Annotated in this window: 12 protein-coding genes; 9 read left to right on the top strand and 3 right to left on the bottom strand. The window is 64.3% G+C overall.

What is annotated here, in order from left to right; all coding sequences use genetic code 11:
* Nucleotides 1–29 precede the first annotated feature (29 nt).
* On the top strand, nucleotides 30–809 hold the full coding sequence (locus tag KXR72_RS08490) for a PhzF family phenazine biosynthesis protein (protein ID WP_437421325.1): 780 nt from the start codon (nucleotides 30–32) through the stop codon (nucleotides 807–809).
* 31 nt (nucleotides 810–840) lie between these two features.
* On the opposite strand, the gene mapR is transcribed toward KXR72_RS08490, so the two are convergent.
* On the bottom strand, nucleotides 841–2,256 hold the full coding sequence (gene mapR, locus KXR72_RS08485; RefSeq protein ID WP_437420670.1) for a GntR family transcriptional regulator MpaR: 1,416 nt from the start codon (nucleotides 2,254–2,256) through the stop codon (nucleotides 841–843).
* A gap of 93 nt (nucleotides 2,257–2,349) precedes the next feature.
* Nucleotides 2,350–3,756, bottom strand: coding sequence for a cytochrome c oxidase accessory protein CcoG (ccoG, locus tag KXR72_RS08480; protein WP_437420669.1), 1,407 nt, complete (start codon nucleotides 3,754–3,756; stop codon nucleotides 2,350–2,352).
* A 349-nt stretch (nucleotides 3,757–4,105) separates the two neighbouring features.
* Here ccoG and KXR72_RS08475 point away from each other — a divergent pair, with 349 nt between their 5' ends.
* The 5 genes from KXR72_RS08475 to wrbA all read left to right on the top strand — a co-directional run bounded on the left by KXR72_RS08475 (nucleotide 4,106) and on the right by wrbA (nucleotide 7,592).
* Nucleotides 4,106–4,471 carry a CidA/LrgA family protein gene (locus KXR72_RS08475; protein ID WP_437420668.1) on the top strand — a complete coding sequence of 122 codons (366 nt, stop codon included), beginning with the start codon at nucleotides 4,106–4,108 and terminating at the stop codon, nucleotides 4,469–4,471.
* Entirely contained in the window at nucleotides 4,468–5,178 is a 711-nt protein-coding gene (locus KXR72_RS08470) for an LrgB family protein (protein ID WP_437420667.1), read from the top strand. The genes KXR72_RS08475 and KXR72_RS08470 overlap by 4 nt, the downstream gene beginning before the upstream one ends.
* A 69-nt stretch (nucleotides 5,179–5,247) precedes the next feature.
* Nucleotides 5,248–6,123 (top strand): alpha/beta fold hydrolase, encoded by an 876-nt coding sequence (locus KXR72_RS08465; protein WP_437420666.1) that lies wholly within the window; start codon nucleotides 5,248–5,250, stop codon nucleotides 6,121–6,123.
* A gap of 127 nt (nucleotides 6,124–6,250) precedes the next feature.
* The gene (locus tag KXR72_RS08460; RefSeq protein ID WP_437420665.1) at nucleotides 6,251–6,949 is read left to right on the top strand and encodes a pirin family protein; all 699 of its coding nucleotides are present in this window, start codon (nucleotides 6,251–6,253) and stop codon (nucleotides 6,947–6,949) included.
* 43 nt (nucleotides 6,950–6,992) lie between these two features.
* A complete protein-coding gene (wrbA, locus tag KXR72_RS08455) occupies nucleotides 6,993–7,592 on the top strand; it encodes an NAD(P)H:quinone oxidoreductase (RefSeq protein WP_437420664.1) in 600 nt (199 codons plus the stop codon).
* Between the two features lie 40 nt (nucleotides 7,593–7,632).
* Here wrbA and KXR72_RS08450 read toward each other — a convergent pair whose 3' ends face one another.
* A complete protein-coding gene (locus tag KXR72_RS08450) occupies nucleotides 7,633–8,121 on the bottom strand; it encodes an N-acetyltransferase family protein (protein WP_437420663.1) in 489 nt (162 codons plus the stop codon).
* A 120-nt stretch (nucleotides 8,122–8,241) separates the two neighbouring features.
* On the opposite strand from KXR72_RS08450, the gene KXR72_RS08445 reads away from it, so the two are divergent.
* The 3 genes from KXR72_RS08445 to mdoH all read left to right on the top strand — a co-directional run bounded on the left by KXR72_RS08445 (nucleotide 8,242) and on the right by mdoH (nucleotide 13,015).
* Nucleotides 8,242–8,781: a DUF3087 domain-containing protein gene (locus tag KXR72_RS08445; RefSeq protein WP_437420662.1), complete on the top strand. Its 540-nt coding sequence runs from the start codon at nucleotides 8,242–8,244 to the stop codon at nucleotides 8,779–8,781.
* A gap of 207 nt (nucleotides 8,782–8,988) precedes the next feature.
* Nucleotides 8,989–10,488, top strand: a complete 1,500-nt coding sequence (locus KXR72_RS08440; RefSeq protein WP_437421324.1) for a glucan biosynthesis protein G — start codon at nucleotides 8,989–8,991, stop codon at nucleotides 10,486–10,488.
* A complete protein-coding gene (gene mdoH / locus KXR72_RS08435; RefSeq protein ID WP_437420661.1) occupies nucleotides 10,481–13,015 on the top strand; it encodes a glucans biosynthesis glucosyltransferase MdoH in 2,535 nt (844 codons plus the stop codon). The genes KXR72_RS08440 and mdoH overlap by 8 nt, the downstream gene beginning before the upstream one ends.
* Nucleotides 13,016–13,017 lie beyond the last annotated feature (2 nt).

Raw genomic sequence — 13,017 nt, 5'->3', positions numbered from 1 at the left:
TATGCACGGAGCAAAGGATGAAACTGCCCATCTTCCAGGTCGACGCCTTCACAGACGAAGCGTTCAAGGGGAATCCGGCGGCGGTCGTGCCGCTGGAGAACTGGCTGAGCGACGCGCAAATGCAGGCCATCGCGCTGGAAAACAACCTGTCGGAGACGGCGTTTGTGGTGCGTGAGGGCGACGGTGCGTTCGCGATCCGCTGGTTCTCGCCCATGACGGAGATAGATTTTTGCGGTCATGCCACGCTGGCCAGCGCGTTCGTTCTGCTGGAGCAGCGCCTGGCGACACCACCCTTGACCTTCCGCGCCGCCGCGGTCGGCGATATTCAGGTTCAACAGGTCGAGGATGGGCTGCTGGAAATGGACTTCCCCAACCGCGCGCCAAAACCGGTGGAACACCCGCCAGCCGAACTGCTTAAAGGGCTCGGATTGGCGCCGCAAGCGGTGTTGTGCAGCGGTCAGGCCTGGTTCGCCGTGTATGAGCACGAGGACCAGGTGCGCCAGATTTCACCGGATCTGGCGGCGCTGAAAGCGCTGGCGCCGCTCGACGTGGTGGTCACCGCGCCGGGCGTCGCCCACGATTTTGTCTCGCGTTACTTCTGGCCCGCCAACGGCGGCGACGAAGATCCGGTCACCGGCTCGATTCATGCCGGGCTCGCGCCGTATTGGAGCGACCGCCTGGGCAAAACTTCGTTACGGGCGCATCAGGCGTCGCGGCGTGGCGGCGAGCTGCGGTGTCGTGTCGACGGCGATCGGGTCCGCGTGGCCGGCCATGCCGTGCTCTACCTGCAGGGCAGCATTCATATCTAGCGGCGCACCGGCGCACCGGCGCACCGGCGGCTCAGGGGCGAAAGGATTGGATCATTCGCCCCAGCGATGCCATGGCCTGCTCGCAGCGCGCGTCCCATGGATGCCCATGATTCAGTCGGGCGCAGTTGCCGAAGCGCCGCGTCGCCGAGAAGATCGGCCCCGGCGCCAGGCTGATGCCTTCGGCCAGCGCCATCTGCAGCAGGTGTAGCGAGTCGACCGCTTCGGGAAATTCGAACCATAGAAAGTACCCACCGCTGGGCCGGGTAACGCGGGTGGTGGCCGGGAAATGCCGCGCTGCGGAGGCGAGCATTTCACCCTGCTGACGCTCCAGTGCGTGGCGCAGCCGGCGCAGGTGGCGGTCGTAACCGCCGTGTTGCAGGTAGTCGGCGATGGCGGCCTGGGCCGGCACTGAAGGTGAGAGGGTGGTCATGAGTTTCAGCCGGCTGATGCGGTCGGCGTAGCGGCCACCGGCCACCCAGCCGATCCGGTAGCCCGGCGCCAGGCTCTTGGAAAACGAGCCGCAGTGCATCACCAGCCCGTCGCGGTCATGGCTCTTTACCGGCTTCGGCGGCTCGCGGGTGAAGTACAACTCGGCGTAGACGTCATCCTCAATCAGCGGCACCTGATGCCGCTGGCTCAGCGCATAGAGGCGCTCCTTCTTTGCCTCGCCCATGCTCGCGCCAAGCGGGTTCTGCAGGCTGCTCATGAACCAGCAGGCCTTGATCGGCAGGCTCGCCAGGCTGCTTGCCAGCACGTCCAGATCGATGCCATCTCGCGGGTGGACGGGGATCTCCACGGCCTTGAGCTTGAGGCGTTCCAATACTTGCAGGGTGGCATAGAAGGCCGGCGCCTCGATGGCGACCAGGTCGCCCGGCTCGGTGACCACCTGCAGACAGAGGTTCAGCGCCTCCATCGCGCCGGTGGTGATGACCAGTTCATCCATCGTCAGCACGACGCCGCTGAGCCGGCAACGCAGCGCGATCTGGCGACGCAGGTCGGGGTGGCCGCTGGTCATCTCCGCCACCACCTCGCGCGCCGGCATCTGCCGGACGGTGTGTGCCATCGAGCGTGCCAGGCGCTGCAGCGGGAACAGGTCCGGGCTGGGGAAGGCGGAGCCGAAGGGCACGGTGTCCGGGTCGCGTAGCGAGGCGAGCACGGAGAACACCAGTTCACTGACATCGACTTCGGTGGTCTCGCTCAGGCGCGGGCTGATCTCCGGTTCATGCAGCGGCCGCTTGGCGTGTTCGCGGACGAAATATCCCGAGCGCGGTCGCGCCTGGATCAGGCCGCGATCCTCCAGCAGGTAGTACGCCTGAAATACGGTCGAAGGGCTGACGCCATGGGTACGGCTGGCGTGGCGGACCGAGGGCACGCGCTCACCGGGCGCCAGCACGCCGCTGCGTATCAGCTCGGCGATTTCGTCGGCGAATCGTTCGTAGCGCTTCATTCAGCCGTCTCGCTCGTTCATGTCATGGGGTGCGTGCCGCCCCAGCGATGCTAGGCGGGCACGCGGTGAAGCGATACCCCGTGCTGGCGTGCGTTAGCGGATTCGCGGCGCAATGAAGGTGCTCGGTGCGCTCACATGGCTATTCGGGTCGCCGGCATCGTTGACCTCGAATCGCAGCTCGCCGAGTGGCGTGGCCCGGTCGAGCAGCGCGACGCTCACCGGCACGTCGACGATCTCTCCCGGCGCCAACTTCAGCTCGCGTGGGCCGTTCAATTCGAAGTGACCGTCATCGAGCGCGACCTGATAGCGGCGCGCCTGCTGGGTTTTGTTGATGACCTTGAGGCTGTACATGTTCTCGATCTGGCCGAGCGTATTTTCGCGATACAGCGTGCGGTCGCGCGTCACGTCCAGCGACAGCATCGGTCGAGCCGACAACGCCCAGATGAAGCCGCTGATCATCAAGAGCAGCGCGGCGGCGTAGCCGACCAGCCGGGGGCGCAGCAGGCGGGTGCGGCCGCCGGCCATCGCGCGTTCGGAGCTATAACGAACCAGCCCTCGGGCGTAACCCATCTTGTCCATCACGCTGTCGCACACGTCGATACAGGCACCGCAGCTCAGGCAGTCGAGCTGGAGCCCGTCGCGGATATCGATGCCGGTAGGGCAGACCTGGACGCACAGGGTGCAATCGATACAGTCGCCGAGTCCCTGCGTGCGCGGGTCGCTGTCCTTGCGTCGCGCCCCTCGATTTTCACCGCGGGCGGCGTCGTAGCTGACGATCAGGGTATCCGGGTCGAACATCACGCTCTGGAAGCGCGAATAAGGGCACATGTGGAGGCACACCTTCTCGCGCAGCCAGCCGGCGTTGAGGTAGGTCGCGGCGGTTAAGAAGAACAGCCAGAACGCCTCGGCGGACCCCAGCCGCAGGCTGAACAGATCGACGACCAGCGAGCGCACCGGGGTGAAGTAACCCACGAATGCGAGGGCTGTTGCCAGGCTCACCGCCAGCCAGATGCCGTGCTTGGCGCTGCGCCGCGCGAGTTTCACGAGGGACCAGGGCGCGGCATCGAGCTTGATCCGCTGGTGACGGTCGCCTTCGGTGACGCGTTCGGCCCACATGAAGATCCAGGTCCAGACGCTCTGTGGGCAGGTATAGCCGCACCAGACGCGCCCGGCCAACACTGTGATGAAGAACAGGCCGAAGGCCGCGATGATCAGCAGGGCCGACAACAGAATGAAGTCCTGCGGCCAGAAGGTTGCGCCAAAGATATGAAATTGCTGGCGGCCGAGATCCCAGAGCACGGCTTGCCGGCCGTTCCAGGTGAGCCACTGGGTCGCGAAGAACAGCACCAGCAGGAGCCCGGCGCCTATCCGGCGCAGGTCGCGATAGCGGCCGGTGAAAAACCGTGTGTGGATGGGCCCGCCCGCCTGGGCCGGCGTGAGGCGGATGGGCGAGCGCGCATTGAGCGTGTCGATGAGCGTGGCTGGAATACGATCGTTCATGGGTGGCCCCGTCAGGCAAGTCAGGCGGCCGGGATGATCGGGTGCGAGCCGGTTGCATAACAGGCTCAGGTAACGCGGAAAAATACGGATCAGATGGGCCGGGAGCCAGACGGAACGGGGCTTCTACATCGCCAAGGCCCGGCCCAGCGGGGCGGATGCAGGCGCGCTGTGCAGCCCGTGACTGCACGCTGCGACCTCAGGTCGCGGCGGTCTGAAGGACTGATCCGCTTTTTCCAGCGCGACCTGCGCCTGTTTCGCTGCCCCGGCGCCGGGTAATAGTCCGGGCGTGCCGTCCGGCGCCTGGCGCGGCATGATGGCCGCTTCGATTCATCCGCTGAAGGATTCGTTCATGATTCTCAAAGGGCTGACCTGGCTAGTCGTGCTGCAGCTGCTTGGCAGTGCCATCAATATTTCCGTACTGCCGGCCCTGCCGGGGCCCATCATCGGTATGGTGCTGCTGTTCGTCCTGCTGCTGTTGCGCCGAGGCATTCCCGAGCCGCTGGAAAAGACCGCCGCACTGCTATTGCAATACCTGCCGCTGCTGCTGATCGTCCCGGCCGCTGGAATCATGACCAGCGGCGACGCCTTGTTTGCCGACCTTCCCGCCATTGCCGCCGGGCTGGTGCTGTCGCTGGTAGTGACCGTCCCTTTCTGCGGCTGGCTGATGCAGAAGCTGATCAATCGCATGGACCGTAAAGCGGAGGACCGGGCATGAGCGAAGTCGACTGGCGCAGCGTCTGGGCCATGACGCTGGATCATCCGCTGTTTTCCGTGGCGTTGACGCTCATCGCATTCCAGCTGGCGCTGGCTCTGTATCGGCGCAGCGGCTGGCTGGTGTTGCAACCGGTGCTGGTCGGCATGCTACTGGTGGTCGGCACGCTTTACCTGTGCGGCATCGATTACGCGAGCTACCGGGCCGATGCCTCGATGATCGCAATCTTGGTCGGGCCGGCGACCGTAGCGCTGGCGGTGCCGTTGTACCGGCATATTCGCCGCATCCAGCAGCTGTTCTGGCCGATTGTCATCACGCTGCTTAGCGGCGGAGTCATTGGCGTCGTACTGACGCTGGTAATCGCCCGTGCGCTGGGCGCGGACCTGACGGTGCTGATGAGCCTGTCACCCAAGGCCGCCACCATGCCGATCGCCATGCTGGTGGCCGAGCAGTTGGGTGGCCTGGCATCGCTGGCCGCCGTGTTCGTCATGCTCACCGGCGTCATCGGCACCGCCCTGGGGCCGCTCTTGCTGGGCTGGGCAGGTGTCGATCATCCGGCGGCGCGAGGCTTGAGTTACGGCATCAACGCACACGCCATCGGCACGGCCCGGGCGCTGGAGGAGGGCGACGAATGTGGCGCCTTCGCCGCGCTGGGCATGAGCTTGCTGGGCATTCTGATCGCACTGTTCTTGCCGCTGGCGCTGGGTTGATCAGTCGCTGACCGTTGCGCTTAGTGAATCTGCGCCTAGGCTTAGGATTCATCTCTGAGGAGTGGTCCGATGTTCGAGCAATTCCAGCGCGGCGAATGCGACGTCAACGGCGTGCGGATCAACTATCGCAAGGGAGGCACCGGTCCGCCGCTGCTCCTGCTGCATGGCTACCCGCAAACCCATGTGATCTGGCATCGCATGGCCGACCAGCTGGCGGAGCGTTACACCGTGGTCGCTGCCGATTTGCGAGGCTACGGCGACAGCAGCAAACCGGACGGTGGCGACAACCATGTCGCCTACAGCAAACGCGAGATGGCGCGCGACCAGGTCGAATTGATGCGCCGGCTGGGTTTCGAGCGGTTCGACATTCTCGCGCATGACCGCGGCGCCCGCGTCAGCCATCGCCTGGCCATGGATCACCCAGCGGTAGTTCGGCGGCTGATCCTGCTGGACATTGCGCCGACACTGGCGATGTACAACCAGACCGATGAGACCTTCGCCCGCGCCTACTGGCACTGGTTCTTCCTGATCCGCCCGGCGCCGCTGCCCGAGCGGCTGCTCGAGGCGGACCCGGAGCTTATCCTGCAGACCGCCGTGGCCACGCGCCCGGACCATGCGCATCCCTTCAGTGAGGCCGCCTACGCCGAATATCTGCGTTGCCTGAAGCTGCCCGGTACCGCGCATGCCTTCTGTGAGGATTACCGCGCCAGCGCCGGCATCGACCTTGAGCACGACCGGGAGGACCGCGCTGCGGGCCGGCTAATCGAGGCGCCGTTGCTGGTGCTCTGGGGTTCGCGCGGCGTCATCGAGCGGTGTTTCGATCCCCTGGCCGAGTGGCGTGCCGTGGCGCGGGACGTTCGCGGCCGAGCATTGCCGGCTGGGCACTACCTACCTGAAGAGGTCCCCGACGAAGTATTGGCCGAGACGTTCCAATTCCTTGCGTGACGGCTGATATATCGAGCGAGTAGATATTTTCTAGCGGATAAATGCGCACATATAGCGATCAAGTGAATGGAAGATGGCCGCATTCCGTTACCGGGCGTCGCCCGGCGGCCACACTGGAAACCTGCTCATGATCGAGATTCGTCCTTATGCGTCGCTCGGCACCGCCCACCACGGCTGGCTCGATGCGCACCATCACTTTTCCTTTGCCGATTATCACGACCCGGCGCGCATGCGCTGGGGACGGCTGCGGGTTTGGAACGATGACGTCATCGCACCGCAGTCGGGCTTCCCGACCCACCCGCACCGCGACATGGAGATCATCACCTATGTGCGCAAGGGTGCTATCACGCATGAGGACAGCCTGGGCAATCGCGGCCGCACGGAGGCTGGCGACGTGCAGGTCATGAGTGCCGGCACCGGCATCGCTCACAGCGAGTACAACCTCGAGGACGAAGCCACCGAGATCTTCCAGATATGGATTCACCCGGACCGCGCCGGCCTGCCACCCGCATGGGGCACGCGACCGTTTCCGGAAGGTGAGCGGGCCGGCAGCTTCGTGACCCTTGCCAGCGGCATGCCGGATGACGATGACGCGCTGCCAATACGCGCCGATGCGCGTCTGGTCGCCGCGACACTTCTGGCTGGCCAGGTTGCCGAATACGCGATCGGCACGGATCGCAAGGTTTATCTGGTGCCCGCCAGCGGGCGCATCGAGATTGGCGGGCAGGTCGCGGCGGCGCGCGACGGTGTCGCCGTGCGGGACGAAGAAAGGCTGACGATCAAAGCATTGGAAGACAGCGAAATCGTTTTGGTGGATATCCGCTGAGCGAAACGAACAGATCAATCACAACCAGGAAGAGGAAAGCGAAATGGCGAAAGTTCTCGTGCTGTATCACTCGATGTACGGCCACATCGAAACCATGGCCAATGCGGTAGCCGAAGGTGCGCGCCGCGTGCAGGGTGCCGACGTGACCATCAAGCGTGTGCCCGAAACCATGCCAGCGGAGGCGTTCAAGAATGCTGGCGGCAAGGTCGATCAGCAGGCGCCGGTCGCGAGCCCGGCGGAGCTGGCCGACTACGACGCGATCATCGTCGGCACGCCCACGCGCTTCGGCAACATGTCCAGCCAGATGCGCACCTTCTTCGACCAGACCGGTGGCCTCTGGGCGAAAGGCGCGCTGCACGGCAAGGTGGGGAGCGTGTTCACTTCCACCGGCACCGGTGGCGGCCAGGAGATGACCATCACTTCGACCTGGACCACGCTGGCACATCACGGGATGGTGATCGTGCCGACCGGATACGGCATCAGCGAGTTCTTCGATATCTCCGAGGTCAATGGCGGCACGCCTTACGGTGCCTCGACCATCGCCGGCGGCGACGGCTCGCGGCAGCCGTCGGAAAAGGAGCTGGCCATCGCCCGTTTCCAAGGCGAACACGTCGCAAAGCTGACCACCAAGCTGCTGGGCTGAGTGGGGGGCGACGGCGTACCCCGGTGGCGCGCCGTTGCCCTCAGGGCTTCTCGAACAGCAGCCCGTACATCAATTCATCCACATATCCAGGCTCTAGTGCCCGCTTGTAGGCGGCGCGCTGGGTGCCTTCGTGCTTGAACCCAAACTTTTCATAGAAGGCAATGGCGCGAGCATTGTCCGCCTCGACCGTCAATTCGACGCGGCGTATGCCGGTGCTGCGCAGCCGGGTCAGCACGTCGGTCATCATCGCCTTGGCTATACCGCTTCCGTGCGCGTTCGGGGCGACGGCCAGGGTACCTAGGTAGGCCACGTGCGCGGCGCGCCCGCGGTGCCGTTGCACTTGATAAAAGCCCTGCACCACACCGTCGATCTCGTACACGTAAAAACAGCCGCTTTCAAAAAGCGGATCGAACACTGTGGCGAAGGACTCTCGCGGCATAGAGTCGAAGCCCAAGTACCTCACGACGGGTTCGGCCATGTAAATGTCGTAGACGCGATCGAAATCAGCAGGTGTGACGAGTCGGCGCATATCCATCTCCGTGGGAAGCGATTGCCCTGGAGCAACCGCCGGGCGTGGCAGTGGATAATAATGCGCACCTTGTCGACGCGTCAGACCCTGGCCTCGGGCCGCAAAGGAGGAAACAGCCGGATGGTGATATTCGAGATCGAACCGATGAACCCCGAGCGCTATCGCCAGCAGACGCGGCGCAGCAGCCTCGCTGTCATTGCCACCTTCGCGATAACGGCGATGGGTTTCGCCATGCTGGCTGTGGCCGCGTTTGGGGGACCAGGCGGCGACAACCTTCGCTACAACATCGCGGGTGTGGTGGCAGGATTTCTGGTGACGGCCGCACTGGTGCGCCTGGTCTACGCGCGGCAGCGCTGGATGGCCTGCGCCGTTTATGGCTGGCGCCTCAAGCGCAGCCTGATGCGCATCACCAACCAGATGCACCAGGTCAAGGCTGGGGTAACGGCGGGCGACAGGGACGCGATGCAAGTGCTGCGGTTCTATCACCTCGGGCTGGCACAGATGCACGATCTGGATGGCAACTCCGGTGCGTTGGCTGAGCAGCAAGCCGAGATCGAACAGCATCGCCAGGCCATGCTTGCGCATGGAATCGATATTGAGCAGACGCGGTTGGACGACGTCTGGCTGGCGCATGTCAAAGGATTCCAGGCGTCGCGTTAGGCGGATTAGAGCGGTTTCGACCGTGCGCAACCTGCTGTTTCGATTCCTTTACACCCCGTTGGGAATCATTTGCCATTCCGACAGACCAAAGAGGGCAATCGCTGGCGGTTCACGACCAGCGGCATTCGTGGTCATTCAGGAGGCAAGGTGGCACGGATCATTATGAAATCTGGTAAAGGAGCGCTCGCCACAGCGTTCAGCTTGTCGATGCTGCTGTTGAGCAGCACGGCATGGGCATTTGGCATCGATGACGTGGCGGCAAAAGCCGAAAAGCTCGCGAAGGAAAGCTTCGTCGCGCCACGCAGTAATCTGCAGCCTGTCTTTCGCGACATGAAATACGGCGACTACGAGCAGCTGCGGTTTCGCAACGACAAGGCGCTTTGGCACGACGCCGAGACGCCGTTCGAAGTGCAGTTCTACCATCAGGGCATGCATTTCGACGTTCCGGTGAAGATCAACGAGATCACCGCCAGCGGCGTCAAGGAAGTCACCTACGACCCGGCGATGTTCGATTTCGGCAACGTCGAGGTCGACCCCCAGTCGCTCGAAGGCCTCGGTTTCGCCGGCTTCAAGGTGCTCTATCCGCTAAACGAGAAAGACAAGGCCGACGAGCTGATTTCGATGCTGGGCGCCAGCTACTTCCGTGTGGTCGGCAAGGGCCAGGTCTATGGCCTGTCGGCCCGAGGCCTGGCGATCGATACCGCCTTGCCGGGCGGCGAAGAGTTTCCCTGGTTTCGCGAGTTCTGGCTGGAGCGCCCGCAGGCCGACCGCCGCAACCTCGTCATCTATGCGTTGCTCGATTCGCCGCGCGCTACGGGTGCCTACCGGCTGGTGGTCACGCCCGGCAAGGACAGCACTGTTGATGTCCAGGCACGCGTATTCCTTCGCCAGCCAGTGGAAAAACTTGGCATCGGCGCACTGACCAGCATGTATTTGTTCGGCTCGAACCAGCCCAGCCCGCAGCTTAACTATCGGCCGCAACTGCACGATTCCGACGGCCTTGCGGTGCATAACGGCAACGGAGAATGGATCTGGCGACCGCTGAACAATCCCAAGCGACTGTCGGTCAGCAGCTTCCAGGCGGAGAATCCGCGCGGCTTCGGTCTGCTGCAGCGCACCCGCGACTTTTCCCGTTACGAGGATCTGGACGATCGGTACGAACTGCGCCCGAGCGGCTGGATCGAGCCACGGGGCGACTGGGGCAAGGGCCATGTCGAGCTGATCGAGATTCCCACACCGGATGAGACCAACGACAACATCGTCGCCTTCTGGGTGCCGGACGAGCAGCCTCAGCCGGGCGAGCCGCTGGACTTTGGCTACCTGCTGCACTTCAGCATGAACGAGCCGGGGCTACATGACCCGGAACTCGCCTGGGTCAAGCAGACGCGGTTGTCGACAGGTGACGTCAAGCAATCGAACCTGATCCGCCAGCCAGACGGCACCACCGCGCTGATCGTCGACTTTGTTGGCCCTAACCTGGCCAAGCTGCCAGCCGATGCAATGGTCAGCACGCGGGTGAGCGTCGATGACAATGCCGAGTTGGTGGAAAACAATCTGCGGCACAACCCGGTCACCGGGGGCTGGCGCCTGACGCTGCGCCTGCACGTGCGTGACGCGGCGCGGCCGGTAGAACTGCGTGCGGCACTGGTCGAAGGCGAGAACACGCTTTCGGAAACCTGGACCTACCAGATCCCTGCCAATGAATGACGTCGCCACACCGCCCATCGTCGGCGGCTACCTCGAACAGATGCCAATGACCGCCGAGCAGCGTCGTGCCTTGGCGCAGCAGGCGGAGCAGGGTGGTGCCGCACTGGATGACCTGCATCGGCTGCTGGCAGGCGGCCAGGAGCAGAGTGGTACGGCTGTGGATGCGCCGATGGCAAGCGTCCCGGCGCGCCTGCGGCTCGGCTGGCACGACACCCTGGAGCGTGCAGGCGCGCTCGGGCCGGATCATCAGGGCCGCACATGCATACGTTCGACGCCGCCAATCGTGCGCACGCGCATGGTCCCGGAGCCGTGGCACACCAGCATCCTGCAGCTCCGCTGGTGGCGGCTGCTGTTGCGAAAGAACCGCACCGTCGCCGATGCGCCGGTTGTCGAGCGCACCGGCTGGCGACGGGTCGCGGCCGTGCGCCGGAGCATCCTTCTGCTGCTGATGCTGGTTCAGACGGCGGTCGCCACCTGGCACATGAAGTCGGTATTGCCGTACCAGGGCTGGGCGCTGGTCGACCTGCAGGAGGTCTACCAGCAACCGCTTCAGGAATCGGCGCGGCAGATCCTCCCCTACGTGGTGCAGACCAGCATCTTGCTGCTGTTCGCCTTGCTCTTCTGTTGGGTGTCGGTCGGCTTCTGGACGGCGTTGATGGGCTTCATCCAGCTACTGAAGGGGCGTGACCGCTACAACATCTCAGCCAGCACCCTGGGCGATGAGCCGATCCCGCGCGAGGCCCGCACGGCGCTGGTGATGCCGATCGCCAACGAGGATGTGCCACGGGTGTTCGCCGGCCTGCGCGCCACTTACGAATCGCTCAAGGCTACCGGGCAGATCGCCCATTTCGACATCTTCGTACTCAGTGACAGCAACGACCCGGATACCTGCGTGGCCGAGCAGAAGGCCTGGCTCGAACTCTGCCGGGACGTCGAAGGGTTCGGCCATATCTTCTACCGCCGCCGCCGGCGCCGGGTGAAGCGCAAGAGCGGCAATATCGATGACTTCTGCCGGCGCTGGGGCAGCAGCTATCGCTACATGGTGGTGCTTGACGCGGACAGCGTCATGAGCGGCAACTGCCTGACCAGCCTGGTTCGGTTGATGGAAGCCAACCCGGGCGCCGGCATCATCCAGACCGCACCAAAGGCATCGGGCATGGACACTCTCTATGCGCGCATGCAGCAATTCGCCACGCGCGTCTATGGGCCGCTGTTTACCGCTGGGCTCAACTTCTGGCAGCTCGGGGAATCGCACTACTGGGGCCACAACGCGATCATCCGGGTGAAACCCTTCATCGAGCATTGCGCCTTGGCGCCGTTGCCGGGCAAGGGCTCGTTCGCTGGGGACATTCTTTCGCACGATTTCGTCGAGGCGGCGCTGATGCGCCGTGCCGGCTGGGGAGTCTGGATCGCCTACGACCTGCCGGGCAGCTACGAGGAACTGCCGCCCAACCTGCTCGACGAGCTCAAACGTGACCGCCGCTGGTGCCATGGCAACCTGATGAACTTCCGTCTGTTCCTGGTCAAGGGCATGCACACGGTGCATCGCTTCGTGTTCCTCACTGGGGTGATGTCCTACCTGTCGGCGCCGCTGTGGTTCACCTTTCTCGCGCTCTCGACCGGGTTGCTGGCGATCCACACCCTGATGGTTCCGGAGTATTTCCTGCAGCCCAACCAGCTCTACCCGCTTTGGCCGCGGTGGCATCCACAGGAAGCGATCGCGCTGTTCTCGGCGACGCTGACGTTGCTGTTCCTGCCCAAGCTGCTGAGCGTGCTGCTGATCTGGATTCAGGGCGCCGACGAGTTCGGTGGACGCATCCGCGTGCTCCTGTCGATGCTGCTCGAGACGCTGTTCTCCATGCTCGCCGCGCCAGTGCGGATGCTTTTTCACACGGTGTTCGTGACCGCCGCCTTCCTCGGCTGGTCGGTGCAGTGGAAGTCTCCACAACGTGCCGACAACGCCACGCATTGGGGCGAGGCGCTGCGTCGGCATGGGCCGCAAATGCTGCTCGGTGCGCTCTGGACGGGATTGGTCGCCTGGCTTGATCCAGCGTTTCTCTGGTGGCTGGCCCCCATCGTGGTGTCGCTGCTGCTGTCGGCGCCAGTGTCAGTCCTGACCAGCCGCACCACGCCCGGCCTGGCCACTCGGCGGATGAAACTGTTTCTGATCCCCGAGGAACACCAGCCGCCAACAGAGCTGGCCGCGACGGATCGATACACGGTGCAGAACAACGATGAGGCTCTGCGTGACGGCTTCGTCGCGGCGGCAGTCAACCCAATCTACAACGCGCTGGTCTGCGCCATGGCGCGGGCTCGCCATGCCAAGGCCGTGGCCGCGGCGGATCGCTTGCGCGAGGCGCGCTTGAAGGAAGTGCTGGAGGCGGGGCCGCGCGGTGCCGCTGAAGCGACGCGTTGGCGGTTGCTCAACGACCCGGAGGGTATGTCGCGGCTGCACCGGCGCGTGTGGGAAGACCCGCGCTACAGCAACTGGCGCGAGGCCTATGCAGACGGAGCAGGAACGCGCTGAGC

This window comes from Stutzerimonas chloritidismutans (assembly GCF_051486945.1).
GTDB lineage: Bacteria > Pseudomonadota > Gammaproteobacteria > Pseudomonadales > Pseudomonadaceae > Stutzerimonas > Stutzerimonas chloritidismutans_B.
This window is presented reverse-complemented; position numbering and strand designations above follow the sequence as displayed.